The sequence below is a fragment of the Pseudarthrobacter leeuwenhoeki genome (assembly GCF_055412885.1).
In genome coordinates this window covers 16,030-39,853 of record NZ_JBVAYY010000008.1, presented here as the reverse complement: position 1 = coordinate 39,853, position 23,824 = coordinate 16,030, and the positions used below count along the sequence as shown (strand labels likewise).

Here is a 23,824-nt window from a genome sequence, read left to right as displayed (position 1 = left end):
TCGCAGTGATTAGACATCTTGGAGCAGAAAGCCTTCCGGAAAAGGGTTCTCGAGGGGCGCTGGCCAGCCCGGGCCCTCCCAGTCCGCGGCAGGGAAGTCGTGACCGGCGGCGGATTGATGCCAGTCCGGGAAGGGGTCCGGGGGCAGTTCCAGGTTGGGATCCCGGCCGGGGTCCGGAGGCAGATCGAGTTCGGGATCCCAGCCCGGGTCCAAGCCGGGATACCCGGTGGGCGGCTCGTCCGCGGGCAGTCCGTGGCCCGGCTTTTCGTCCGCGGACAGGCCTGGGTCCGGGAGTGTGTCCCTGGCCGGGATGTCGGCTAGCCAGTCGGGTGGTTCCCAGTCCTGCTGTTCGCTGGGATAGTGCCGCCCGGACGGGGAGGTCCACCCGGGCGGTTTGTCTTTGCTGGCCCCGGCCGGTGTCCAGGCCGAGCCGTGTTTGAGCCGGTGGTGTTTCGGGCACGGCTGTCCGAGGTTGGAGATCCCGGTGGTGCCTCCGTCGGCCCAGGCCAGGAGGTGGTCTGCGTCGTTGTCCAACGAGTGGTTGCTGCAGCCCGGGAAGGGACATCGGCCGTCGCGCAGGTGCAGCCACTGGCGCATAGCCTTGGTGAGGCGGTAGCTGGTCCGGCCGATTTCCAGCGGGGCCCCGTCGCGGGGGTCTGTCAGGACCCGGTAGAACGAATCCGCTCCCTCGGCGACCAGTCGGCGGGCCATGGACGGCGGGATCGGCCCGTGCCCGTCCAGGACCGCCGGTTCCTCCCCGGCGCCCAGCAGGGACAGGACCGGGACGGTGATCAGGACCTGCGCCCGCGGCGACGGCACACCCCCGCACACGCCCTCTCCATCAGTGCCGGTCCCACTGGTGAGGAGCCAGGTGGCGGCCACATCCGCGCGGAGCTGGGTGAGGGTCCTGGCCTCGTCCGGGCCCTGAAGGGCGCGGGCGGCGGCGGTGGTCCGCTCCCAGATCCCCGCGGCGGTGCCGGCCGGGAGGTAGGTGTTGAGCCAGGCCATGCCGTCCCGGTCCGGGACGTACTCGATCCGCCGGTCCGCGGCACACTTGGTGTGGCGTGTCTCGATGCTGACCGGGTGGTGGCGTTCGCGCCACACACGTGCCTTGGTGCGGAACCGTCCCGGGACGAGGTCCCCGGCCGGGCACCCGCGGGCCGGGTTGGGCGCGTCGGGGTCCAGGAAGTGCGCCTCCAGTGCCGCCGCCCCGTCAGGGTCCAGGTTCGTGGTTTCGTCCACGATGATCCGGGCGTGGGCCCAGGAGATCGTCCCGGCCTGCAGGGCCGCCAGGGTCAGCGGCAGCGTAGTGGTCAGGGCCTGAGACTCGCAGAGCAGCGCTTCGGCGCTCCGTTCGCTGACCGTCAGGACACACGCAACCTCAGCCACCAGGGCCATCTCCTGGACGGTGCGGTCCTGCGGGGACGCCGTTGGGGACGCCAGGGCCCGGGTCGCCTCCACATAGTCCGCGGTCAGCCGCACCTTCAACGCCGCGGACCGGGCGTCCAGCCGCGCCATCTCCGCGAGACCATCCAGGCAGGCACCCGCCAGCTCCCGCAACGGATCAGCCCAGGCCGGACCAGACTCGGCGACCCGCAACGCATCGGCTCCGGGAAGATCAGAGCGCTCCGGACCGGCGCCGGCGAAAACAGCCAGCGCAGCAACCGACGCGGCCACGGCCTCCCAGGCCTGCCTGCTTTCGGCACTCCATGCTGTCCTGCTATCCACACTTACAGGATCTCAGATGGCTCTGACAAAAAGGCAGAGCCTGCGGCGTTCCAGCGCGAGGCCTTTGAGCACCAGGATGTCTCTGGAACCCTCATGTCCCGGCTGGAAGAACTGGCCGAATTCACCGATGGGCGCGTTGCCGCTACCGGATGAACGGACTTCCTCGACCACTCAGCCATGTACCATCGCAGTCGCGACACGATTGCAGCGCCCGTCCTTCCCCGCACCGAGTGCTCCGGTGTCAGTCAATCTGCCTAAGCTCTCTCCATGCGTTCTCACAACGGCTCTATTCCCCATCCTCCGAAGCGGGTGCTCGTGGCCGGGGTATCGGGAGTGGGCAAAACAACGCTCGCCGGGCGGATTGCTGCCATCACGCAAGGTCCGCAAACAGAGATCGACGCGCTCTTCCATGGACCGGCATGGACGCCACTGCCTGAGTTTCTCGCCGACGTCCGCTCGCTGATCAGGACCGACGCGTGGACCACCGAGTGGCAGTACGACGCCGCGCGTCCCCTGCTCTCCGAGAGCGCAGATTTGCTGGTCTGGCTGGACCTTCCCTTTATTCGCGTCACGCTCCCCCGCCTCCTCGGGCGCACCATCCGCCGACGGCGGAGCAGGGAAGAGTTGTGGAACGGCAACCGCGAAGCGCCGCTATGGACAGTTCTCACCGATCGTGAGCACATCGTGCGCTGGGCCATCAGAACCAGACGGACGTACCAGGCGGCAGTCCCCGGCGCCCTCCTTGAGTACCCGAACCTCATCGTTGTGCGGCTGCGGTCGAAGCAGGAAGTTGAGGAATGGCTGTCCGGGCCGCTGGCCGGCGCGGTCGGCGCGTACGCACCCGACTAACCAAGGAAGCCATTAGCCTGTCCAGATGAATGCTGATAGTCGTCTTGACAGCGTCCGGTCAACGTATGACACGGTGGCGGAAAGCTACGCGACTCTGTTGCCCGACGCCGGCTTCGAGGCACCGGCGGACCACGGCATGATCGAAGCGTTCGTCGAACATTTGACCGAGGGAATTGCCCGTCCGGTGGTCGATGCCGGCTGCGGAACGGGTCGCATGACCCGGTTGCTGGCGTCAATGGGAGTGGCTGCTTCGGGGATTGACTTGTCCGCTGGAATGATTGCCGTGGCCCGCAGAACCTCGCCGGAGCTCAGCTTTGAGGTCGCCGAACTATCAGAACTTCCGTATGCGGACATGCAGCTGGGCGGAGTCTTGGCCTGGTACTCGATTATCCATTCGCCGACCGGGGATCTCCCCCGGATTTTCGCCGAGTTTTTCCGCGTCCTGGCGCCCGGGGGCCACGCATTGCTCAGCTTCCAGGTCGGCGAGGGCTACCGCCATCTCACACACGCCTATGGGCACGACGTCTCGATGGAGGCCCATCTCTTCACACCAGAGGTCATCGCCCGACACCTGACCGGCGCCGGCTTCAACGTGATCGCTCAGATGACACGCCATGCCCGTACGCATGAAAAGACGCCGCAGGCAGTCCTCCTCGCTCGCCGGCCCGCCAGGGAGGAATAGTCCTGCCGCGGCTTCGTTTCCGTCGGGCCCTTTCCGGCCGTTACACCGTCGAGCCTTCCCGCAGGATTTCCTGTACAGCAGCAACAACAGCAAAGGCTCCCCGGTTGCCCGGGGAGCCTTCACTGATGACCACATCAGGCTACTTGGTGCCGTCAGCCTTCTTGGCTTCGGGCTTGAAGTCCACGCCGGCTTCCTTGCGCTGCTGCGCCGTGATCGGGGCAGGAGCCTGGGTCAGCGGGTCGAAGCCACCGCCGGACTTCGGGAAGGCGATGACGTCTCGGATGGACTCCACGCCGGCCAGCAGCGCGACCACACGGTCCCAGCCGAACGCGATGCCGCCGTGGGGAGGCGCGCCGAACTTGAAGCCCTCGAGCAGGAAGCCGAACTTGGTCTGCGCATCCGCCTTGTCCAGGCCCATCAGCTCAAAGACCCGTTCCTGGATGTCGCTCTGATGGATACGGATGGAGCCGCCGCCGATTTCGTTGCCGTTGCAGACGATGTCGTAGGCGTAGGACAGTGCGGATTCGGGATCCTTGTCGAAGCTGTCCATGAACTCGGGCTTGGGCGAGGTGAACGCGTGGTGCACGGCGGTCCACTGCCCGGCGCCGACGGCGACGTCGCCGGACGCGACGGCCGCTGCGGCCGGTTCGAACATCGGGGCGTCGACCACCCAGCAGAAGGCCCAGTCGCTCGGGTTGATGAGTCCGGTGCGGTGGCCGATCTCCACGCGGGCGGCGCCCAGCAGGGCACGGGACGGTGACTTCTCGCCGGCGGCGAAGAAGATGCAGTCGCCCGGCTTGGCGCCAACGGCCTCTGCCAGTCCGGAGCGCTCGGTGTCGGTCAGGTTCTTGGCCACGGGGCCGGCGAGCTCGCCGTCTTCCTTGTACAGGACGTAGGCCAGGCCCTTCGCGCCGCGCTGCTTGGCCCATTCCTGCCAGGCATCGAGTGCCCGGCGGGCCTGGGAGGCTCCGCCCGGCATCACGACGGCACCGACGTAGGGTGCCTTGAAGACACCGAAATTGGTGTCCTTGAAGAACTCGGTCAACTCGGTGAGTTCCAGACCGAAGCGCAGGTCCGGCTTGTCCGAACCGAAGCGGGCCATCGCATCGTGGTAGGTGATGCGCTGGATCGGGGTCGGGATCTCGACGTCGATCAGCTTCCACAGCGCCTTGACGATGCTTTCGCCGAGGCGGATGATGTCGTCCTGCTCGACGAAGCTGGCTTCGATGTCGAGCTGGGTGAACTCGGGCTGGCGGTCTGCGCGGAAGTCCTCATCGCGATAGCAGCGGGCGATCTGGTAGTACTTTTCGAAGCCGCCGACCTGCAGGAGCTGCTTGAACAGCTGCGGAGACTGCGGCAGCGCGTACCAGGAACCCGGCGCCAGGCGTGCGGGGACCACGAAGTCGCGGGCGCCTTCCGGCGTCGAGCGCGTCAGCGTCGGTGTTTCGATCTCGACGTAGCCGTCCTGGTGGAGCAGTTCGCGGGCCACACGGTTGGCCTCCGAGCGCAGGCGCATGTTGCGGGCGGGGCCGGGGCGGCGCAGGTCCAGGTAGCGGTGCTTGAGGCGGGCTTCCTCGCCGACTTCGACGTGCTCGTCGATCTGGAACGGCAGCGGCTCGGAGGTGTTGAGGATGGTGACCTGCTCGGCCATGACCTCGATCTCGCCGGTGGCCAGGGCCGGGTTCTCGTTGCCCTCGGGGCGCCGGGAGACGGTGCCGGTAACCTGCAGCACGTACTCGTTGCGCAGCCCGTGGAAGACTTCCTCTTCACGGACGACCACCTGGGACACGCCGGTTGCGTCGCGCAGGTCAACGAAGGCGACACCACCGTGGTCACGACGCCGGCCGACCCAGCCGGCGAGGGTTACGGTTTGTCCAATGTGCTCGGAGCGAAGGGATCCGAGGTCATGTGTGCGCAGCACAGCACGCCTTTCTGAAGAAGACAGAGGGAAATCAAAATCATGTTCACTAGGATCGCTACTGGAACGATCCCGTTCGAGTTTACCCGCTGGAAAGGCCCCTCCCGCCATGGCAAGCCGCCATCAGAGCACGCCGCCCCCTGACCGGCCCACACCCGGACAGCTCCAGCGCCGCCTGGGTGTTTTGGATTCGACCGCGATCGGGCTCGGCTCCATGCTGGGCGCCGGCGTTTTTGTGGTCTTCGCGCCCGCCGCCGCCCTGGCCGGTCCCCTGCTGGCCGTCGCGGTGGCCCTGGCCGGTGTGATCGCATACTGCAATGCGGTGGCCTCGGCCCAGCTGGCCGCCCGGTACCCCGCCAGCGGCGGCACCTATGTCTACGGGCGGAACCGGCTGGGCGAATGGCCGGGCTTCATCGCCGGCTGGGGCTTCGTGACCGGCAAGACCGCCTCCTGCGCGGCGATGGCCCTGACGTTTGGCCACTATGTGGCGCCGGAATTCGCGACGCCGCTGGCGGTGTCCGTCGTTGTGGTCCTGACCGGCGTGAACCTGCTCGGGATCACCCGGACGGCCCTGCTGACCCGGATCCTGCTGGGCGTGGTGCTCGCCACCCTGGCGTTCGTGGCGGCCGCCACGATTCTGGGGCCGCATCCAGCCGCCGCCGTCGCCGCCGGTGCAGCCGGTGCAGCCGGTGCCGCCGGCGCCGCGGCGGGCGGCTGGGGTGTGCTCCCGGCAGCCGGGCTGATGTTCTTTGCCTTCGCCGGTTATGCGCGGATCGCGACGCTGGGCGAAGAGGTCAAGGACCCCACCCGCACCATTCCGCGGGCCATTCTCGCGGCGCTGGCCGCGGCGTTCGTCATTTACCTCGGGCTGGCGCTGCTGCTGCAGTGGCATCTGCCGGCGGAGCAGCTGGCCGGCTCGACGGCGCCGCTGCTCGATGCCGTCACCAGCTCGCGGCTCAGCGCCGGCGCCCCGCTGGTCCAGGCTGGCGCGGCCGCAGCGTGCCTCGGCGCCCTGCTGGCATTGATCACGGGAGTGGGCCGGACCGCGATGGCGATGGCGCGGGAACGTGACCTGCCGTCCCCGCTCGCCCGGGTGGGCGGCGCGCACACGGTGCCGTTCCTGGCCGAACTGACCGTCGCGGCCGCCGTCATCGTGCTGCTCCTGACCACCAATGTGCTGACCGTGGTGGGCCTCTCCAGCTTCGGCGTGCTGGTCTACTACTCGGTGACCAACGCCGCAGCCTTCACCTTGCCGGCGCGTCCCTGGCATGCGCCGCGCTGGCTCAACGCGCTGGGCTTCCTCGGCTGCCTGGTCCTGGCCGTGACGCTGCCGCCCGCCTCGGTGCTGGGCATGGCGGCAGTGCTGGCCGTCGGCGTGGCCGGGCGCTTCCTTGTGCTGCGGCGGCGGCTGGGGCGCCGGAAAGCTGCCGCTTAGGTTTTGAGGACCCGGACGTGCAGGTCCTCCGGGGCCGGAGCCCAGGTGGCCGGATCGGCGTCGATCTGCCCGCCGGAGCGGATGTCCTTGACCTGGTGCCTGCCGTCGTCGTCGGTGAACCAGACGAAGGGGATGCCGCGACGGTCCGCGAATTTGATCTGCTTGCCGAACTTCTCGGCCTTGGCCGCCACCTCGGTGGCGATCCCGCGGCTGCGCAGCGCCGCGGCAACGTCCTGCGCCGCGCCCCAGCTGTCATCGCTGTTGAGCGCCACCAGCACGGCGGTCGGCACGGACCGGGTTGCCTTGGCGAGGTCCTGGCTGAGGATCCGGGAGACCAGCCGGGTCACGCCGATGGAGAGTCCGACGCCGGGGAACTTGCGGTTCCCCTTGCTGGCGAGGGCGTCGTAGCGCCCGCCGGAGCAGATCGAGCCGAGCTGTTCGTGGCCCACCAGGACGGTTTCCACCACGGTGCCGGTGTAGTAGTCCAGGCCGCGGGCGATGCTGAGGTCAGCGACGACCTTGCCGGGCGCGCGCTGGACGGCAGCGGCGATGACCTGCTCCAGTTCGGTCAGGCCCTCCTCAAGGAGTTCGTTGCTGACCCCGAGAGCGCGGACCTGCTCCACGAACGAGGTGTCCCCGGTGCGGATCGAGGCCAGTTTGAGGGCGGACTGGGCCTGCTCGTCGGTGGCTCCGAGCTCGGACTTCAGCAGGCCGGCCACCTTCGCCGGGCCGATCTTCTCGAGCTTGTCGATGCTGCGCAGCACGCCGGCGGTGTCGGTGAGTCCAATGCCGTTGTAGAAGCCCTCGGCCAGCTTGCGGTTGTTGATCCGGAGCAGGAAAGCCGGGATCGGCAGGGCACTCAGGGCCTCTGCGATGACCAGCGCAATCTCGACGTCGTAACGGAACGGCAGCTCGCCGTCGCCCACAATGTCGATGTCGGCCTGGGTGAACTCGCGGGCACGGCCTTCCTGCGGGCGCTCCCCGCGCCAGACCTTCTGGATCTGGTAGCGGCGGAACGGGAAGGCAAGGTAGCCGGCATTCTCGACGACGTACCGGGCGAACGGCACGGTGAGGTCGAAGTGCAGCGCCAGGGCGTGCGGATCGCCCTTGGGTGACTTGGCGGCGCCTGTTGCAGTACCTGTGGCGGCGTCGCCGTCGTCCTCCTGGAGCCGGCTTAGTCCGTAGACCTCTTTGTCGATCTCGCCCTTGCGCAACAGCTGCCCGACCGTCTCCACCGCGCGGGTTTCAATGGAGGAAAAGCCATGGAGTTCGAAGACCCGGCGCAGCGTGTCCAGCACATGGAGCTCCACCAGCCGCTCCTCGGGAAGCCACTCGGGGAATCCGGACAGGGAGGCGGTGCGTGCCATGGTGGATTTTCTCCTCAGGTAAAACCGGCCGGAGTCTCCTGCGCCGCGTTGCGGCCGTAACGGGCCGCCCGAAACGGGGATCAGATGGGCGGCAGACAGGCCGGTCATGCATAAACTGTGTGCGGCAGTCAGTTTATGCGTTCCGCGCCCGCAACTTCCAATGCGGCCGGATACGCCCCTGGCCGCCGGCAGCTTAACCCCGAACACGCGACAGCGCCCACGCGTTGCCCTGTGTCGGCCCTACACCCAGGAGGACTTTTGGTGGCCAATGCACGGAACGCCCGCGAAGAAAAGCGGCGCATCCAGCAAATGGAGGCGAAGCGCGAGCTGCGCAAGGTCCAGGAAACGCGCCGCAAGCGAGACAACATCCTGGCCATTGGCGCAGGTACGGCCGCGGTCGTCGTTGCACTGGTGCTGCAACTGACGGTCTTCTCCTCCAATCCCACCGAGGACGAATACGCCGCCGCCCAGGCCGGGCTGACCACCCCCTCGGCCGCGCCCTCGGCCTCCCCCAGCAACGCCGGGAACATCCCGAAGCCCGAAACGGCCGCCGGCCAGACCCTCACCGGCGAACTCAGGCTCAACGCCGGCGCGCTCGGCGTGGAACTGGACGGCACCAACGCACCCCAGGCGGCCGCCGTCTTCAAGTCCCTCACGGACCAGAATTTCTACGCCGGGCTCAACTGCCATCGGCTCACCACGGCCGAGACGTTCGGCGTGCTGCAGTGCGGCTCCAAGGCCGGCGACGGCAGCAGCGACCCGAGCTTTACCTGGGGCCCGCTGGAGAACACCCCGCCGGACAACAACTATCCGGCCGGAACCATCGCCGTCGCCAGGAGCGGGAATGCCTACGGCAACGGCACCCAGTTCTTCATTGTGTACAAGGACACCGTTATCCCGGCAGACGCCGCCGGCGGCTACACGGTGGTGGGGAAGGTGACCTCGGGACTGGATGTGGTGGCCAATATCGCGGCAGCCGGACTAAAACCGGGTGATAACGCCACAGACGGCGCCCCTGCGGAACCAGTCACGATAGACTCGTTCTCTCTGAAGTAACCAGCCGTTGCCCTTGCGGCGGCGGCCCCGGTATTTCCCTCCAAGCGAAAGACTTCTAGCGGTGACAGACAGTCAGAAATCCGACGAAACAGTGTCAGCAGCAGCTGCCAGCGAGACCGAAACTGAGGCTGGGTTCGTAGAACACAGCACAGAGCAGAACGTGGCACAGGCGACAGACACTCCCACCAGCACGGAGCCGGAGACGGCACCCGAGTCCGGCGTGGAAGCCACTACGGCAGAGGCCGTGGCCGCACCCGAGGCTGCCGAGGTAGCCGAGGCTCCGGCCGAGGAAGCCGCACCGGAGGCTCCGGCCGAGGAAGCCGCACCGGAGGCTCCGTCCGCCGCAGCGCCGGCCGCGCCGCGTTCGGCTCCGTCACCGGCAGCGTTCGCCGCCCGGCCGAAGTCAAAGCCCTCACCGGCAGCTCCGGCGGCCGCACCGGCCACCCTGTCCTCCGCCGCCTCGCTGGCCGAAGCCGCGCGCTGGGGCCGCGTCGAGGGCGACGGCCACGTGTTCCTGACCGTCGACGGCGAGGAACATCCCGTCGGCCAGTACCCCGGCGTCAGCGATGACGAAGCCCTGGGCTACTTCGCCCGGAAGTACGACGACGTCGTGGCGCAGATCGTCCTGCTGGAGCAGCGTGTGAGCTCCAAGGCCCCCGCCACGGACATGCAGAAGACCGTTACCCACCTGCGCGAGCTGCTCGCCGAACGCAACATGGTGGGCGACCTTCGCTCCGCCGAGGCCCGCCTGGACACCCTTGCCACGCAGATCTCCGAGCTCGAAAAGACCGAGAAGGCCGAACACGACGCTGTCCGCGCCGCAGAACTGGCCGCCCGTGAGGCGATCGTTGCCGAGGCCGAAGAGATCGCGGGCCACGACCCGGCCCAGATCCAGTGGAAGACCTCCAGCGCCCGGATGAACGAACTGTTCGAGAGCTGGAAGACCGCGCAGAAGAGCGGTGTCCGGCTCGGACGCAGCAACGAGGATGCGCTCTGGAAGCGTTTCCGTGCCGCCCGTACCGTCTTTGACCGGCACCGCCGCGCGTACTTCTCCCAGCTGGACAGCACCAACTCGGCAGCCAAGGCCGCCAAGGAGAAGCTGATCACCGAGGCCGAGGCCCTCTCGACGTCGACCGACTGGGGCTTTGCCGCCGGCGAATACCGCCGTCTGATGGACGAGTGGAAGGCGTCCCCGCGCGCCAGCCGCAAGGACGACGACGCCCTCTGGGCCCGGTTCCGCGCCGCGCAGGACGTCTTCTTCACCAACCGCCAGGCCGCCAACGACGAGATCGACCAGGAATACGGCGCCAACCTGGTGGTCAAGGAAGCCCTGCTCGCGGAAGCCAGCGAGCTGCTTCCCATCAAGGACCTCGCCGCCACCAAGAAGGCGCTCCAGTCCATCCGTGACCGCTGGGAAGAAGCCGGCAAGGTTCCCCGCGCCGACATGGGACGCGTCGAAGCCGGGCTGCGGAAGGTCGAAGACGCCGTACGCCACGCCGAGGATGAGAACTGGAAGCGCTCCAACCCGGAGACGAAGGCACGCACCAACAGCGCGCTGACGCAGCTGGAGTCGGCCATCGCCGGACTCAGGGATGACCTGGCGAAGGCCGAGAAGGCCGGCGACGAGCGCAAGATCAAGGCCGCCAAGGAAGCCCTCGAAGCCCGTGAGGCCTGGCTGGAACAGCTCGAGAAGTCTGCAAGCGAGCTCTCCTAGCAGAGCACGAACCACGCCGGCTTCTTCGAAGCAGGTGCGAGCAGATTCAAGCAGGCCCCGCACCGGTTATCCACATGACCGGGTCGGGGCCTGTTTGCTGTGCCGGGGAGCGGACAGGATGGCTGAATGGTCATCCATCACGGCCCGCCCCCGCCCGACCCGCCCCCGCCCCCGCCCGAGCTGTACTCCCCAGGGGCACTGTTCTCCTGGCCAGAGCTTCAGGCGATGGCGGCCGACGGCGTGCTGACTCAGCTGTACCAGCGCGGCTATCTGCCGCCGGGCACACGGCCCACTCCGCAGCTCCGGGCCCGTGCGGCCTCCGTCCTGATGAGTCCGGCCATCCGCCAGCGGGTCGTCGCAGGCAGGATGACGGCGGCCTGGATCTATGGCTGCGCCACTGAACCGGACCGGCTCGCCCTGCTGGTGGACGCCAACAGGCGGATTTCCAGCCTGCGGTCCACCCGGGGCTGCACTTTCCATGAGGTGCGCCTGGGCGCGTACGACGTCGTGAGCCTGGGCGGGCTGATGGTCTCCAGCCCGCTGCGGACCTCAGTGGACATCGCCCTGCACGTCGAACCAGGGCGGGCGGTTCCCGCCCTGCGGGCGCTCCTGGGCAAGCCCGAGCTGGACCTGAAGCTGCGGCTGCTTATGCACGCCGTTGAAGCCACCCCCGGAATGCCGTACAGGAAGGCGGCCCTGGCGAAGCTCGAACAGCTGCTGCCGGGCCCGGCACCCTAGGGCAGACCACAGGCCCGGCGGCCATCCTTAGCTGCGCCGCCGGTTGCCGGTGGTCCGGTAGACGTCGAAGACGCCGTCGATGCGACGGACGGCGCTCAGGACGTGGCTCAAGTACTTGGGGTCGCCCATCTCGAACGCGAACTTGGAGATGGCCACCCGGTCCGTGGACGTGTGCACGCTGGCCGCCAGGATGTTGACGTGGTTCTCCGAGAGGATGCTGGTCACATCCGAGAGCAACGACTTGCGGTCTAGGGCTTCGACCTGGATTTCGACCAGGAAGACGCTTGACTGCGTGGGCGCCCACTCGACCTCGACGATCCGGTCGGGTTGCTCCAGCAGTCCGCTGACGTTGGTGCAGTCCGTCCGGTGCACGGAGACGCCGGAGCCGCGGGTGACGAAGCCCAGAATCGGGTCCGGCGGCACCGGGGTGCAGCAGCGGGCGAGTTTGACCCAGACGTCGTCGACGCCGCGCACCACGACGCCCGAATCGGAGTACCGGGTCTTGGTGACCTGGGTGGGAATGGAAACCTCGGTCAGGTCGTCTTCGGGGGTCTCATTGCCGCCGAGGCTTTCCACCAGGCGTTCCATGACGGACTGGGCGGAGGTGTGCCCGTCGCCCACCCCGGCGTAGAGGCCGGAGATGTCGACGTATTTGAAGTCCTCGGCGATTGCGGCAAGTGCGTCGTGCGTCATCAGGCGCTGCAGCGGAAGGTTCTGCTTGCGCATGGCCTTGGTCAGCAGCTCCTTGCCGCGCTCGATCGACTCTTCGCGGCGTTCCTTGCTGAACCACTGCCTGATCTTGTTGCGGGCACGGGCGCTCTTGACGAAGTGCTGCCAGTCCTGGCTGGGCCCGGCGCCTTCAGCCTTGGAGGTGAAGATTTCCACCCAGTCGCCGTGGTTCAGTTCGCTGTTGAGCGGGACCAGTTTGCCGTTGACGCGGGCGCCGATCGTCCGGTGGCCCACCTCGGTGTGGACGGCGTAGGCGAAGTCCACAGGCGTGGAGCCGGCGGGCAGGGCCATGACCTCGCCCTTGGGGGTGAAGACGAATACTTCCCGGGCGTTGATTTCAAAGCGCAGGGAGTCCAGGAACTCGCCGGGGTCGGAGGTTTCCTGCTGCCAGTCCACCAGCGACCGCAGCCAGCCCATGTCGCCGTCGCGCGGGCTTCCGGGCCCGGCCGCCGCCCGGTTCGGCTGGTCCTTGTACTTCCAGTGCGCGGCGACGCCGTATTCGGCGCGGCGATGCATCTCGTGGGTGCGGATCTGGATTTCCACGGGCTTGCCGCCCGGGCCGATCACTGTGGTGTGCAGCGACTGGTACATGTTGAACTTGGGCATCGCGATGTAATCCTTGAACCGCCCGGGGAGGGGGTTCCAGCGCGAATGCATGGCGCCCAGGGCCGCGTAACAGTCCCGGACAGAGTCGACCAGGACGCGGACGCCCATCAGGTCATTGATGTCGTCGAAGTCCTTGTCCCGGACGATCATCTTCTGGTAGATCGAGTAGTAGTGCTTCGGCCGGCCCGTGATGGTGGCTTTGATCTTGGCCTCGCGCAGGTCCTCGGTGATCTGGTTCCGGATGACGGAGAGGTTCTTTTCCCGCTCGGGGGTCCGGTCCCCCACCATGCGCACGATTTCCTCGTAGACCTTGGGGTAGAGGGCAGCGAAGGACAGGTCCTCAAGTTCCCACTTGATCGTGTTCATGCCGAGCCGGTGGGCCAGCGGGGCGAAGATCTCCAGGGTCTCCCGCGCTTTGCGTGCCGAGGACTCGGCGGAAACGAAGCGCCAGGTTCTGGCGTTGTGCAGCCGGTCCGCCAGCTTGATCATCAGGACACGGATGTCCTTGGCCATGGCCACGACCATCTTGCGCACGGTCTCGGACTGGGCGGCCTCGCCGAAGCTGACTTTGTCCAGCTTGGTGACACCGTCCACCAGCATGGCGACTTCCGGCCCGAAGTCGGCCTTTAAGTCCTCCAGGGTGTATGAGGTGTCCTCGACGGTGTCGTGCAGCAGGGCCGCTGCCAGCGTGGTTCCGCTGAGCCCCAGCTCGGCCAGGATCGTGGCGACCGCGACGGGGTGCGTGATGTAGGGATCGCCGCTCTTGCGCTTCTGGCCCCGGTGGCAGGTCTCCGCCACGACGAACGCACGCTGGATGAGGTCGAAGTCCTCTTTGGGGTTGTTGGCGCGCACGGTGCGCAGCAGCGGTTCGAGAATGGGGGAATACGCGGGGGCGCCGCGACCGGTCAGGCGTGCAAGCCGGGAACGGGTGCGTTCACGCCGGCCGGGAAAGGTGGGGCGTGCGCCCGAGCTGTCCACGGGGACCGGCGCATCGGCGCGTCCGGGAGCCACCACACCGGTCTGCGAACCCTGGCCTGGAGCCTTATCCGTCGGCGCTGATGGCACCGGCGTCGAACGTTCTTCCAATGGAGCACCTCTCCGAACCCGTTAATTCTTCCAGTCTATTCCCGCAGCAGGATACTTCGATAACCGGCGGCGAGACGGCGACGGGCCGGAGAGCGCCACGAATGACGTTCTCCGGCCCGTTGGGGACCACCGGGAAGACCCGGCGGGACCGTTCCGGCAGGGCCGTGACGGCTAAGCCGTGGCCGGCTCTGACGGGGAGTCGGCCTTGGCTGCGGCATGGGCGCGGCGGTGGTGCACACGCTCGGCCTGCTTGACCAGCTCCGGCTCGCCCCGGCGGAGCCAGGCGTAGAGCGGCGCGGCGATGAAGATCGTGGCCGCGGTGCCGACCAGGATCCCGACAAACAGTGCCAGCGAGAGGTCCCGCAGCGTTCCGGCGCCCAGCAGGCCGGCGCCGATGAAGAGGATGGCGCCGACCGGGAGGATGGCCACCATCATGGTGTTGATGGAGCGGACCAGGGTCTGGTTGACGGCAAGGTTGACTTCCTCGCCGAAGGTCCGGCGGGTGGAGGCCTGCAGGTCCGCGGTGTTCTCACGGATCTTGTCGAAGACCACCACTGTGTCGTACAGCGAGTAACTCAGGACGGTCAGGAATCCGATGATGGCCGACGGCGTGACTTCGAAATCGCTGACGGCGTACACGCCGGCGGTGATGAACATCGTCACGAGCATGCCGACGATCGCGGAAAGCGACATCTTCCAGGTCCGGAAGTACAGCGCCATCAGCACGGCTGCGAGCCCGACGAAGATCAACAGGCCCAGCAGGGCCTGCTTGGTGACGTCGGCACCCCAAGTAGGGCCGATGAAGGTGGAGGTCACCTCGTTGTCCGTCACTCCGTAGGCACCCGTGAGGCCCGCCTTGATCTGGAGCGTCTCGTCTTCCGTGAGCTTGTCCGTCTGGATCCGCATCGTGCTGCCGGCAACGTTCGCCACCCGCGGGACGCTGCCAGGGACAATGTCCGTCACAGCCTTCTCGCCGAGGGCAGCGTCGGTGGTTTTCACGTTGGAGACGGTGAACTCGGAGCCGCCCCGGAACTCTATGCCGAGGTTGAAGCCACCCTTGACGACCGGCAGGAGGATGGAAAGCGCCACGAGGACGGCCGCGATCAGGAACCAGATCTTCTTGGATTCCACGAAGTCGTACGAGCGTTTGCCCGTGTAGAGCTCATTTCCGAAATTGGCGAAGCTGGTGGCCATTTAGTTGCCCTCCTTGGACGCGCTCTTGGACGAGCCGGCAAGCTGTTCCTGTCGTTCCGCGAGGCGTCGTTCTGCAATGGTCATCCGGCGTTCGGCCTCAGCCGTGGCGCCGGTGTTCTTGGCGCGGAGCACGGCAACAGCAGCCGGCTTGTCCGCGGGAGTGCGGAGCCGGCCTGCGCCCCGGTACAGGGGAACGGCGCCGAGGCTCTTCGGGTCCAGGCCGGAGAGCGGGTGGCCTTCCCCGAAGAACTTGGTGCGGGCCAGCAACTGCAGAGTCGGGTGGGTGAACATAAAGACCACGATGAGGTCGGCGATGGCCGTCAGGCCGAGCGTGAACGCGAAGCCGCGAACGTTGCCCACTGCCACGAAGAACAGCACCAGTGCGGCCAACAGGTTGACGGCCTTGGACGCCAGAACAGTGCGTTTGGCGCGTTTCCAGCCGTTCTCTACTGCCGAGACGAGGCCGCGGCCCTCCCGGAGCTCATCGCGGATACGTTCGAAGTAGACGATGAACGAGTCCGCAGTTTGGCCGATGGCCACGATGATGCCTGCGACGCCGGCAAGGGATAGCCGGTAGTTCTCGGTCCAGCCCAGGATGTCGATGGCCAGGAACGTCAGCGCGCCGGCCATCACGAGCGAGGCGACGGTGACCAGGCCCAGTGCCCGGTATTGGATCAGCGAGTAGACCACCACCAGCAGCAGGCCGATCAGGCCAGCGAGCATACCCATCCGGAGCTGCTCGCCACCGAGGGTTGCCGAAATCTGCTGTTCGCTCTGGATCTCGAAGCTGATTGGCAGTGCGCCGAAGCGGAGCTGGTCGGAGAGGGCCTTCGCGGACTCCTCAGTGAAGCCGCCGGTGATCTGCGGACGGCCGTCCGTGATGACGGCGAGGGACCGCGGAGCGGAAATGACCTGGTCATCGAGGACGATCGCGAACTGGGACTTCGGATCCGAGCCGCTCTGACCGCCGCCGGCGATGAAGAACTGGTACAGCCGGTCGGTGACTTCCTTGAACTTGGCGGTGCCTTCTTCGTTGAACTGGATGTTCACAGCCCACTCGTTGGTCACGGCGCCCTGGGCACCGGTCTGCAGCTGGAAGGTGGAGCCCGCAATGTCGGCGCCCCTGACCTCAACCGGGCCCAGAATGTACTTGATCGCCGGCGAGGTGGCGGAGGCCGGTTCGCAGGTGACCAGCGGCTGGGTCGGGTCGGAGCGTTCCTGCTTGTCCTGCGACGGGTTATCACAGTCGAGCGTCTCGAACTTCTTGTAAATCGCGGGGGTGACCCAGTTAACGTCGCTGCCGTTGGTGGGCTCAGCGGTGGGTTTGGGCAGCTGGTCCTCCGGGGTCAGTGACTCCGCGGGGACTGCTGCGCCAGGACCGGCCTGGAGGACGGGCCGGAAGTTCATGTCGGCCGAGGCCTGGATCAGCGCGCGGGTTTCCTTGGACGGTGTGCCCGGCAGGCTGACGACGACGTTGCGTCCGGACTGCGTGCTGATCTCAGCTTCCGCGACGCCCGAGCCGTCCACGCGCTGGCGGATGATCGCCACGGCCTGGTTGAGCTGTTCTTCGGTGATGTCCGAAGCGCCCTCAACCTTGGGCGCCAGAATCATCTGGGTGCCGCCTTCAAGGTCCAGGGCGAGCTTGGGGGCCCAGCTCGCCTGGCCGGCCATTGTGCCGCCTGCCAGGACGGCGGTCAGGACGGCGAGGATAACGCCAAGCCAGACCAGCACCCTGAGGGCTGAATTTTTGGGGCCAGTTCGTGCCATTGTCGATCTTTCTATTGTTTACGGAGGAAACCGCCGGGCGGCCCGGTCGGGCCGCCTCGGCGGTGGCCCGCAGCCGTTGCTTCGCGGGATAGCTCAAACAGGCAGACTAGCTGTCTTTCTTGCCTTCGTCGTTGAGGCGGCGCAGGGTTTCTTCCGGCGTCTCGTCACGCGGGGCGTCGTTGACGGGGGCGGCGCTCCCGGCCTTGTCGATGCTCAGCGAGGAGGCATCGTTGGGAACGACCGTGGGCTCCTCTGCGGCGACAACCGGTTCGACGATCTTGGTGACGGCCTGGCGGTGAACGGTGGCGGTGTTACCCGGGGAAAGTTCCAGCAGGACCTTGTTCTCCTCATCGTCGATCTCGACGATCCGGCCGTACAGGCCGAAGCTGGTCATGACCTCGACACCGGGAGCGAACTTCGACTGGAGCTGCACCTGCTGCTGCTGGGTCTTCTTGTTGCGGCGGAACATCATGAACACGAAGACGCCGAGCATGGCAAACAACAGGATGGTCATGATGTCGATGCCGCCGCCGGCCTGCGGCTGGGTCTGGGCAGTAATAAGTCCGAACACAGGGTTGGTTCCGTTCTGTACTTGCGTAGCTGGTTTACAGCAACGTCCGCTTCGCTCCGGGCTGGCTGGGAATCATGCTTAGCCGACGGCGGCCAGGTGCTGGCCGCGCATAGAAACAAAGACCCGAACGTGCCGAGCGTCATTCCAGTCTAAAGGGAAAAGGTTACGGAGCGGTGCTATTGACTATTACGGATCCATTCCGGATCAGCGTCCTGGCCCTGCCCGTCCGGCATGTCAGTGCCGTCGACGTCGGCCGGGAAGAGCTCGAGCGGGTCCTGGGCGAAGATTCCGGGCGGCACCGCGAAGCCGAGGTGCGTCCAGGCCGGGGCGAGCGCGATGCGCCCCCGCGGGGTGCGTCCCAGCAGTCCCTCGCGGACGAGGTAGGGCTCGGCGACGGTCTCCACCGTTTCGGTCTCTTCGCCGACGGCGATGGCCAGGGTGGACAGACCCACGGGCCCGCCGCCGAATTTGGTAATGAGGGCCTCCAGAACGGCGCGGTCGAGCCGGTCCAGTCCGCGTTTGTCGACCTCATACATGTCCAACGCCGCGGAGGCGGCGCGGGCGTCGATCTGCTCAATGCCGTGCACCAGCGCCCAGTCACGGACCCGGCGCAGGAGCCGGTTGGCGATGCGGGGCGTGCCGCGGGAGCGGCCGGCGATTTCGCTGAAGCCGGCGGAGTTGACCTTGAGGTCCAGGAGTCCGGCGGAGCGCCGGAGGACGAGCTCCAGTTCGGCCACGGAGTAAAACTCGAGGTGGCCGGTGAAGCCGAAGCGGTCCCTAAGCGGTCCGGGGAGCAGGCCGGCGCGGGTGGTGGCGCCCACGAGGGTGAAGGGCGGGAGTTCCAGCGGGATGGCGGTGGCGCCGGCACCCTTGCCGACGATGATGTCGACCCGGAAGTCCTCCATCGCCATGTAGAGCATTTCCTCGGCCGGCCGGGACATCCGGTGGATCTCGTCGAGGAAAAGCACTTCACCTTCGGAGAGCGAGGACAGGATGGCTGCCAGGTCGCCGGCGTGCTGGATGGCGGGACCGCTGCTGATCCGCAGCGGGGCGTTCATCTCGGCCGCGATGATCATGGACAGCGTGGTTTTGCCCAACCCGGGAGGGCCCGAGAGCAGGACGTGGTCGGCGCTGCGGCCGCGCATGCGCGAGGCCTCCAGGACAAGGGAGAGCTGCCGGCGGACCCGGTGCTGGCCAACGAAGTCGTGCAGGTTTTTGGGCCTGAGGGCGGCTTCGATGACCCGCTCCTCCGGCTCCTCTCCCCCGGCGACAATCGACGGCTCAGCCACGGGCGCCTACCCTGTTCCCGGCGCGGGCGCCGTCCTGGCCCAGCCAGCGGAGGGTGGCGCGGAGGATTTCGGCCACGTTGCCTTTCTCGGCCAGTTCGGGGGAATCAGCAAGGGATTTGTCGATACTGGACGTGGCGTCCTTCTCGGACCAGCCAAGACTCGTCATGGCTGCAACGACCTGTGGCTTCCAGACCGCTTCGGAGGATGCGGCCGGTGCCGTGGCGCCGGCCGGCGTTCCCTGCGGCACAAGTTTTCCGGCCAGTTCCAGCACGATCCGGCCGGCGACCTTGGGGCCGATGCCGGGCACCTTCGTGAATGCCTTGCCGTCGCCGGAGTGCGCGGCGACGCGGATGGCTTCGGGCTCGTGCACGGCCAGGACCGCCAGCGCCAGCCGGGGTCCGACGCCGCTGACGCTGAGCAGGATATCGAAGACTTCGCGTTCGTCGTCGTTGCCGAAGCCGAACAGGGTGAGGGAATCCTCGCGGACGATCAGGGAGGTGAAGAGCTTCCCCTCCTCGCCGGCGCGAAGCCTGCTGAGGGTCTGCGGTGTGGCGTTTACGCTCATGCCGGCGCCGTTGAGGTCGATCACGGCGGAGGACAGGCCGACGTGCGCTACGGTTCCGCGGAGAAAACTGATCAAAGCCGGGCTCCTGAAAATTCAGCTGAAATAGAGAACCGGGAAGACCCGGCTATCCGAACATATCTACGAATACCCTATCAAGTGCTGCCCCGGCACAGCCGGACATTCAGCGTGAACGGCGCGCTTTCGCCTCCGCGTCCGCCCAGGCCCGCTGGGCCGGGGTCAGTGACAGGCTGCCCGGTCCGGTGGTGACTGCGCCCTTGTGGGAAATCCCGCTCCCGGCCCGCCAGGCGTGCGTGATGGCCAGCGCGAGGGCGTCGGCGGCGTCGGCCGGCCGGGGAGGGGCGTCGAGCCGGAGGATCTTGGTGACCATTTTGGTGACCGCATCCTTGTTGGAGGTCCCGCTGCCGGTGACGGCGGCTTTCACCTCGGACGGGGTGTGCAGGGCCACCGGGATGCCGCGGCGTGCGGCGGCGGCTATCACCACGCCGGATGCCTGCGCGACCCCCATCACGGTGCTGACGTTGAGCTGCGAGAAGACTCGTTCGACGGCGAGGACGTGGGGTTCATACTGGTCGAGCCACTCGTCGATGGATGTGGCGATGACCAGCAGGCGCTGGTCCAGGCTCTCCTCCGGGGAGGTTCCGACGACGCCGAACGCCACCATGGTGGCGCGGCGGTTCTTTTCGACGTCCACGACGCCGATCCCGCAGCGGGTGAGGCCCGGATCGACGCCGAGGACGCGGAGGGTCACTCGGATTCCAGTGCGGCCTGCACTTCGTCGCTGAGGTCGGCGTTGCTGTAGACGTTCTGGACGTCGTCGAGTTCCTCGAGGGCATCCACGAGCTTCAGGAACTTCTTGGCGGCGTCGAGATCCAGCGGGACCTGCATCGAGGGGACAAACTCTGCCTCGTCGGTGTCGTACTCCATCCCGGCTTCCTTGAGCGCATCGCGGATTCCCTGGAGGTCGGTCGGCTCGGAGTGGATCTCGAAGCTGTCGCCGTTGTCCTTGACTTCCTCGGCGCCGGCGTCGAGGACGGCCATCAGGACGTCGTCCTCGGTCAGGCCGTTCTTCGGCAGCGAGACAACGCCCTTGCGGGAAAAGAGGTAGCTGACGGAACCGGGATCGGCGATGGTGCCGCCGTTGCGGGAGATGGCGAGCCGGACCTCGGAGGCTGCACGGTTCTTGTTGTCCGTGAGGCATTCGATCAGCAGGGCGGAGCCCTGCGGTCCGCGGCATTCGTACATGATCTCGGTGTAGTCCACGACTTCGCCGGTGAGGCCGGCGCCGCGCTTGATGGCGCGGTCGATGTTGTCAGCGGGGACCGATGTCTTCTTGGCCTTGGTGACGGCGAGTTCCAGGCCAGGGTTGCCGGCGAGGTCCGGGCCGCCCATGCGTGCGGCAACTTCGATGTTCTTGATCAGCTTGGCGAACGACTTGGCCCGGCGGCTGTCGAGGATGGCCTTCTTGTGCTTGGTCGTCGCCCATTTGGAGTGGCCTGACATGCTTTACGCTTCTCCTCTGATCATTCGAATAAACAATTCGTGCACGCGCTTCTCCCCCGTCACTTCCGGGTGGAAGGAGGTGGCCAGCAGCTTGCCGGAACGCACAGCAACAATTCTAGCCGTCCCGGCCAGCGCCTCGGGGTGGGAGGCCTTGGAAGGTTCCACGCTGGCGAGGACCTCCACCCCGGCGCCGACGCGTTCCACCCAGGGCCCCCGGATGAAGACCGCGTGGACCGGGGCGACGCCGTCGGCGGTGGCGCTGAAGTCGAGGCCCTTGAAATCGAGATCCGTCTCGAAGGATTCGCGCTGCCGGCCGAAGGCGTTCCGGCGCACTGTGATGTCCAGTCCGCCGAACGTCTGCTGCGGGTTCCCGGCGAGGTCCTTTGCGGGGTCGGTGATCTCCTCCGCGAGGAGGATCATCCCGGCGCAGGAGCCGTAGACCGGCAGCCCGTCCCGGATGCGTTGGCGCAGCGGGTCGCGGAGCCCGAAGGCGCGGGACAGTTTGTCGATGGTGGTCGATTCGCCGCCGGGAATGATGAGGCCGTCGAGGCCGTCGAGTTCGGACGGGCGGCGGACGCCGGTGCCCGTGGCGCCGGCCGCTTCCACCGCGTGCAGGTGTTCGCGGAAGTCGCCCTGAAGTGCAAGGACGCCAATCCGCAGACCTGTTCCCACACGGGAATTGGGCGCAGAAGTGGGGTTGGTCATCGGACCAGCATAGTGGCCCGGACACGTCGGCCGCCGCCGCCCGGCGGGCTTCCATGCCCCCGCTGGGATATATTACAAAGCATGTTTTACTTCAGCGTTCCGCTCGGCAAGCTCGTCCGCCGGGTCTCCCGGCTCAGGGGCGGAGGCTCTGCCCTTCCCGGTCTCGTGGTTGAAAAAATCGATCCCGGCTTTATGCGAAGGACACTGTCCACGCTGCCGCACGGCGTCGCCGTCGTCAGCGGCACGAACGGCAAGACGACCACCACCAAGATGGTGGTGGAACTGCTCGAGAGCCAGGGCCTGAAGGTTTTCACGAACCGCACCGGCAGCAACTTCACCCGCGGAGTGGCCGCTGCGCTGCTTGGCGAGGTGGACTGGCGGGGACGGCTGAGCGCGGACGTCGCCGTGCTGGAACTGGACGAGGCCCACGCGGTGCACTTCGTCAACCAGGTGCCGCCGCGTTACTGCCTGTTGCTGAACGTCCTGCGGGACCAGCTGGACCGCTTCGGCGAGATCGACAAGACGGCGCAGCTGCTGCAGCACATCGCTTCCAAGACCACCGGTACCGTGGTGCTGAACCGGGAGGACCCGAGGGTCGCGCGCATCGCGGAAACGCTCCCCGCGGCCACGCACAAAACAGCCACGCACAAAACAGCCACACACAAAACAGCCACGCACACACCGGACACCATCACCGGTCCCGACGTCCGCTACTTCGGCCTCGACGATTCGCTGCTGAGCACCTTCCCGAACGACGACGAGATGCGGGCTGCCCCCGGCAGCCCGGTGCCGCCGGCTCCCGAGAAGCCGCACGCCGACGTCGTGCTGCGCCGGGTGGGTGCGGCGGACGCGGATTTTGAGTACGACGGCGTCACGGCCACCACCGCGATGAAGCTCCGCGGTGTCTACAACATCTTCAACGCCGCGGCCGCGCTGGCCCTGGCCAGGGCCATTGCGGTGAAGGACTCAGTCCGGGGAGAAACGGCCGTCGCGGACAACGAGGGCCTGCTCACGGCGCTGTCCCAGGTGGCGCCGGCGTTCGGCCGCGGTGAGAGCCTCGTCGTCGACGGACTGCCGCTGGACCTGGTCCTGGTGAAGAACCCCAGCGGCTTCCGCCTCGGACTGAAGTCCTTCCCGGCCGCGGGGTACGCCACGATGATCGCGATCAACGACAACTACGCCGACGGCCGGGACATGTCCTGGCTCTGGGACGTCGAATTCGACACCCTCCGTGAGGCCGGCGTGGACCAGCTGACCGGCTCCCGCGCCTACGACATGGCGCTTCGCCTGCAGTACGACGACGTCGCGGTCGGCGCGGTCAATACCGAGATTGCGCCGGCACTGGCGGCCTTCATCAGCGGCGCCAAGGACAAACCGAAGCGGGTCTTCTGCACCTATACAGCGATGCTGGCGATCCGCCGCGAGCTGTCCAAAATCACCACAGTGGAGGTGGTCTCATGACCCCCCAGCCCCCCGCCAGCGAATCCGGCCCGACCAGCGAATCCGGCCCGTCCAGCGGGTCCAGGTTTTCCTTCGGGCACGAGCTTCCGCCCGAGGAATCCCCGGCGCCAAGCAAGGGCACCATCCGGGTCCTGCAGCTGTACCCGCGGGACATGAACATTTACGGCGACTGGGGCAACGCCCTGGTGCTGGCCCAGCGGCTGCGCTGGCACGGGTACACTCCGGAGCTGCTCGAGTACAACGTCGGCGACGCGTTCCCGTCGGACATCGACCTGATCGTCGGCGGCGGCGGGCAGGACAGCGGCCAGCTCGTCATCCAGGATGACCTGCTCTCGCGGGAGACAGTCCTGAAGGAGCTGGCCGAGGACGGCACCCCGATGCTGGTGATCTGCGGGCTCTACCAGCTGTTCGGGAAGTTCTTCAAGACCCGGACGGGGTCCGTGATCCCGGGGATAGGCGTCCTGGACGTGGAGACCCAGGGTACCGACCAGCGCCTGATCGGCAACGTGTCAGTGTCCTCCCCCGAGTTCGGCACCGTTCTGGGGTACGAGAACCACAGCGGCCAGACCACGCTTGGTCCGGGCGTGTCACCGCTGGGCGCCACGGCCAAGGGCACCGGCAACAACAGCAGCGACTGCCAGGAAGGCGCCCGCTACCGGAACATCGTGGCGAGCTATCTGCACGGCTCCCTGCTGCCCAAGAACCCGGCGCTGGCGGACTTCCTCATCCGGACCGCCGTTGAACGCAAATACGGCAGCTTCTCCCCCGGCACCCCGGACGACACCTACGCCGTCCTCGCCCGCGAGCACGCCGCCCGCCGCCCGCGCTGAAGCCCCGAATCTC

21 protein-coding genes are annotated in these 23,824 nt (G+C 67.2%); 8 read left to right on the top strand and 13 right to left on the bottom strand.

The window, feature by feature from the left end; genetic code table 11:
• Positions 1-9: 9 nt before the first annotated feature.
• Positions 10-1,728 (bottom strand): HNH endonuclease signature motif containing protein, encoded by a 1,719-nt coding sequence (locus ACZYX4_RS08595; protein ID WP_463875118.1) that lies wholly within the window; start codon positions 1,726-1,728, stop codon positions 10-12.
• A 12-nt stretch (positions 1,729-1,740) separates the two neighbouring features.
• Positions 1,741-1,899, bottom strand: a complete 159-nt coding sequence (locus ACZYX4_RS08590) for a hypothetical protein (protein WP_463875117.1) — start codon at positions 1,897-1,899, stop codon at positions 1,741-1,743.
• A gap of 96 nt (positions 1,900-1,995) precedes the next feature.
• Between ACZYX4_RS08590 and ACZYX4_RS08585 the strand changes: the two genes are divergently transcribed.
• Together ACZYX4_RS08585 and ACZYX4_RS08580 are read left to right on the top strand one after the other, a co-directional pair.
• Positions 1,996-2,577 carry a P-loop NTPase family protein gene (locus ACZYX4_RS08585; protein ID WP_463875116.1) on the top strand — a complete coding sequence of 194 codons (582 nt, stop codon included), beginning with the start codon at positions 1,996-1,998 and terminating at the stop codon, positions 2,575-2,577.
• Positions 2,578-2,650: 73 nt separating this feature from the next.
• Positions 2,651-3,259 carry a class I SAM-dependent DNA methyltransferase gene (locus ACZYX4_RS08580; RefSeq protein WP_463875114.1) on the top strand — a complete coding sequence of 203 codons (609 nt, stop codon included), beginning with the start codon at positions 2,651-2,653 and terminating at the stop codon, positions 3,257-3,259.
• 139 nt (positions 3,260-3,398) lie between these two features.
• Here ACZYX4_RS08580 and aspS read toward each other — a convergent pair whose 3' ends face one another.
• Positions 3,399-5,180: an aspartate--tRNA ligase gene (gene aspS / locus ACZYX4_RS08575; protein WP_463875113.1), complete on the bottom strand. Its 1,782-nt coding sequence runs from the start codon at positions 5,178-5,180 to the stop codon at positions 3,399-3,401.
• 106 nt (positions 5,181-5,286) lie between these two features.
• Here aspS and ACZYX4_RS08570 point away from each other — a divergent pair, with 106 nt between their 5' ends.
• Positions 5,287-6,612: an APC family permease gene (locus ACZYX4_RS08570; protein ID WP_463875112.1), complete on the top strand. Its 1,326-nt coding sequence runs from the start codon at positions 5,287-5,289 to the stop codon at positions 6,610-6,612.
• Here ACZYX4_RS08570 and hisS read toward each other — a convergent pair.
• Entirely contained in the window at positions 6,609-7,979 is a 1,371-nt protein-coding gene (gene hisS, locus ACZYX4_RS08565) for a histidine--tRNA ligase (RefSeq protein ID WP_463875111.1), read from the bottom strand. The two genes, ACZYX4_RS08570 and hisS, sit on opposite strands and share 4 nt — an antisense overlap.
• A 309-nt stretch (positions 7,980-8,288) precedes the next feature.
• Here hisS and ACZYX4_RS08560 point away from each other — a divergent pair, with 309 nt between their 5' ends.
• The 3 genes from ACZYX4_RS08560 to ACZYX4_RS08550 all read left to right on the top strand — a co-directional run bounded on the left by ACZYX4_RS08560 (position 8,289) and on the right by ACZYX4_RS08550 (position 11,487).
• On the top strand, positions 8,289-9,035 hold the full coding sequence (locus tag ACZYX4_RS08560) for a peptidylprolyl isomerase (RefSeq protein ID WP_463875311.1): 747 nt from the start codon (positions 8,289-8,291) through the stop codon (positions 9,033-9,035).
• A gap of 61 nt (positions 9,036-9,096) precedes the next feature.
• Positions 9,097-10,749 carry a DUF349 domain-containing protein gene (locus ACZYX4_RS08555; RefSeq protein WP_463875110.1) on the top strand — a complete coding sequence of 551 codons (1,653 nt, stop codon included), beginning with the start codon at positions 9,097-9,099 and terminating at the stop codon, positions 10,747-10,749.
• A gap of 126 nt (positions 10,750-10,875) precedes the next feature.
• Complete coding sequence (locus ACZYX4_RS08550) at positions 10,876-11,487, top strand: hypothetical protein (RefSeq protein WP_463875109.1); 612 nt, start codon at positions 10,876-10,878, stop codon at positions 11,485-11,487.
• Between the two features lie 27 nt (positions 11,488-11,514).
• Here ACZYX4_RS08550 and ACZYX4_RS08545 read toward each other — a convergent pair whose 3' ends face one another.
• From ACZYX4_RS08545 to pdxT, 9 genes are all read right to left on the bottom strand, one after another.
• Positions 11,515-13,908, bottom strand: coding sequence for a RelA/SpoT family protein (locus tag ACZYX4_RS08545; RefSeq protein ID WP_463875108.1), 2,394 nt, complete (start codon positions 13,906-13,908; stop codon positions 11,515-11,517).
• Between the two features lie 171 nt (positions 13,909-14,079).
• A complete protein-coding gene (gene secF / locus ACZYX4_RS08540; protein ID WP_463875107.1) occupies positions 14,080-15,102 on the bottom strand; it encodes a protein translocase subunit SecF in 1,023 nt (340 codons plus the stop codon).
• Entirely contained in the window at positions 15,103-16,869 is a 1,767-nt protein-coding gene (secD, locus tag ACZYX4_RS08535) for a protein translocase subunit SecD (protein WP_463875105.1), read from the bottom strand.
• 106 nt (positions 16,870-16,975) lie between these two features.
• On the bottom strand, positions 16,976-17,383 hold the full coding sequence (gene yajC / locus ACZYX4_RS08530) for a preprotein translocase subunit YajC (protein ID WP_463875310.1): 408 nt from the start codon (positions 17,381-17,383) through the stop codon (positions 16,976-16,978).
• Between the two features lie 233 nt (positions 17,384-17,616).
• Positions 17,617-18,729, bottom strand: a complete 1,113-nt coding sequence (gene ruvB, locus ACZYX4_RS08525; protein WP_463875103.1) for a Holliday junction branch migration DNA helicase RuvB — start codon at positions 18,727-18,729, stop codon at positions 17,617-17,619.
• Positions 18,722-19,369 carry a Holliday junction branch migration protein RuvA gene (gene ruvA, locus ACZYX4_RS08520; protein ID WP_463875101.1) on the bottom strand — a complete coding sequence of 216 codons (648 nt, stop codon included), beginning with the start codon at positions 19,367-19,369 and terminating at the stop codon, positions 18,722-18,724. The genes ruvB and ruvA overlap by 8 nt, the downstream gene beginning before the upstream one ends.
• Positions 19,370-19,475: 106 nt before the next feature.
• The gene (gene ruvC / locus ACZYX4_RS08515; protein WP_463875100.1) at positions 19,476-20,063 is read right to left on the bottom strand and encodes a crossover junction endodeoxyribonuclease RuvC; all 588 of its coding nucleotides are present in this window, start codon (positions 20,061-20,063) and stop codon (positions 19,476-19,478) included.
• Positions 20,060-20,815: a YebC/PmpR family DNA-binding transcriptional regulator gene (locus tag ACZYX4_RS08510; protein WP_463875099.1), complete on the bottom strand. Its 756-nt coding sequence runs from the start codon at positions 20,813-20,815 to the stop codon at positions 20,060-20,062. The genes ruvC and ACZYX4_RS08510 overlap by 4 nt, the downstream gene beginning before the upstream one ends.
• Positions 20,816-20,818: 3 nt before the next feature.
• Positions 20,819-21,520, bottom strand: coding sequence for a pyridoxal 5'-phosphate synthase glutaminase subunit PdxT (gene pdxT, locus ACZYX4_RS08505; RefSeq protein ID WP_463875097.1), 702 nt, complete (start codon positions 21,518-21,520; stop codon positions 20,819-20,821).
• 81 nt (positions 21,521-21,601) lie between these two features.
• On the opposite strand from pdxT, the gene ACZYX4_RS08500 reads away from it, so the two are divergent.
• The gene (locus ACZYX4_RS08500) at positions 21,602-22,981 is read left to right on the top strand and encodes a DUF1727 domain-containing protein (RefSeq protein WP_463875096.1); all 1,380 of its coding nucleotides are present in this window, start codon (positions 21,602-21,604) and stop codon (positions 22,979-22,981) included.
• Complete coding sequence (locus ACZYX4_RS08495; protein ID WP_463875094.1) at positions 22,978-23,811, top strand: type 1 glutamine amidotransferase; 834 nt, start codon at positions 22,978-22,980, stop codon at positions 23,809-23,811. Before ACZYX4_RS08500 ends, ACZYX4_RS08495 begins: the two co-directional genes overlap by 4 nt.
• The last annotated feature ends 13 nt before the right edge of the window (positions 23,812-23,824 follow it).

What these genes read in the sequence shown, in the direction of transcription:
- yajC (WP_463875310.1), bottom strand. Translation starts at nt 17,383, where the DNA reads ATGACCATCCTGTTGTTTGCCATGCTCGGCGTCTTCGTGTTCATGATG.
- secF (WP_463875107.1), bottom strand. Translation starts at nt 15,102, where the DNA reads ATGGCCACCAGCTTCGCCAATTTCGGAAATGAGCTCTACACGGGCAAA.
- ACZYX4_RS08570 (WP_463875112.1), top strand. Translation starts at nt 5,287, where the DNA reads ATGGCAAGCCGCCATCAGAGCACGCCGCCCCCTGACCGGCCCACACCC.
- ACZYX4_RS08500 (WP_463875096.1), top strand. Translation starts at nt 21,602, where the DNA reads ATGTTTTACTTCAGCGTTCCGCTCGGCAAGCTCGTCCGCCGGGTCTCC.
- pdxT (WP_463875097.1), bottom strand. Translation starts at nt 21,520, where the DNA reads ATGACCAACCCCACTTCTGCGCCCAATTCCCGTGTGGGAACAGGTCTG.
- ACZYX4_RS08495 (WP_463875094.1), top strand. Translation starts at nt 22,978, where the DNA reads ATGACCCCCCAGCCCCCCGCCAGCGAATCCGGCCCGACCAGCGAATCC.
- ACZYX4_RS08585 (WP_463875116.1), top strand. Translation starts at nt 1,996, where the DNA reads ATGCGTTCTCACAACGGCTCTATTCCCCATCCTCCGAAGCGGGTGCTC.
- ACZYX4_RS08510 (WP_463875099.1), bottom strand. Translation starts at nt 20,815, where the DNA reads ATGTCAGGCCACTCCAAATGGGCGACGACCAAGCACAAGAAGGCCATC.
- secD (WP_463875105.1), bottom strand. Translation starts at nt 16,869, where the DNA reads ATGGCACGAACTGGCCCCAAAAATTCAGCCCTCAGGGTGCTGGTCTGG.
- ACZYX4_RS08560 (WP_463875311.1), top strand. Translation starts at nt 8,289, where the DNA reads ATGGAGGCGAAGCGCGAGCTGCGCAAGGTCCAGGAAACGCGCCGCAAG.
- hisS (WP_463875111.1), bottom strand. Translation starts at nt 7,979, where the DNA reads ATGGCACGCACCGCCTCCCTGTCCGGATTCCCCGAGTGGCTTCCCGAG.
- ACZYX4_RS08550 (WP_463875109.1), top strand. Translation starts at nt 10,876, where the DNA reads ATGGTCATCCATCACGGCCCGCCCCCGCCCGACCCGCCCCCGCCCCCG.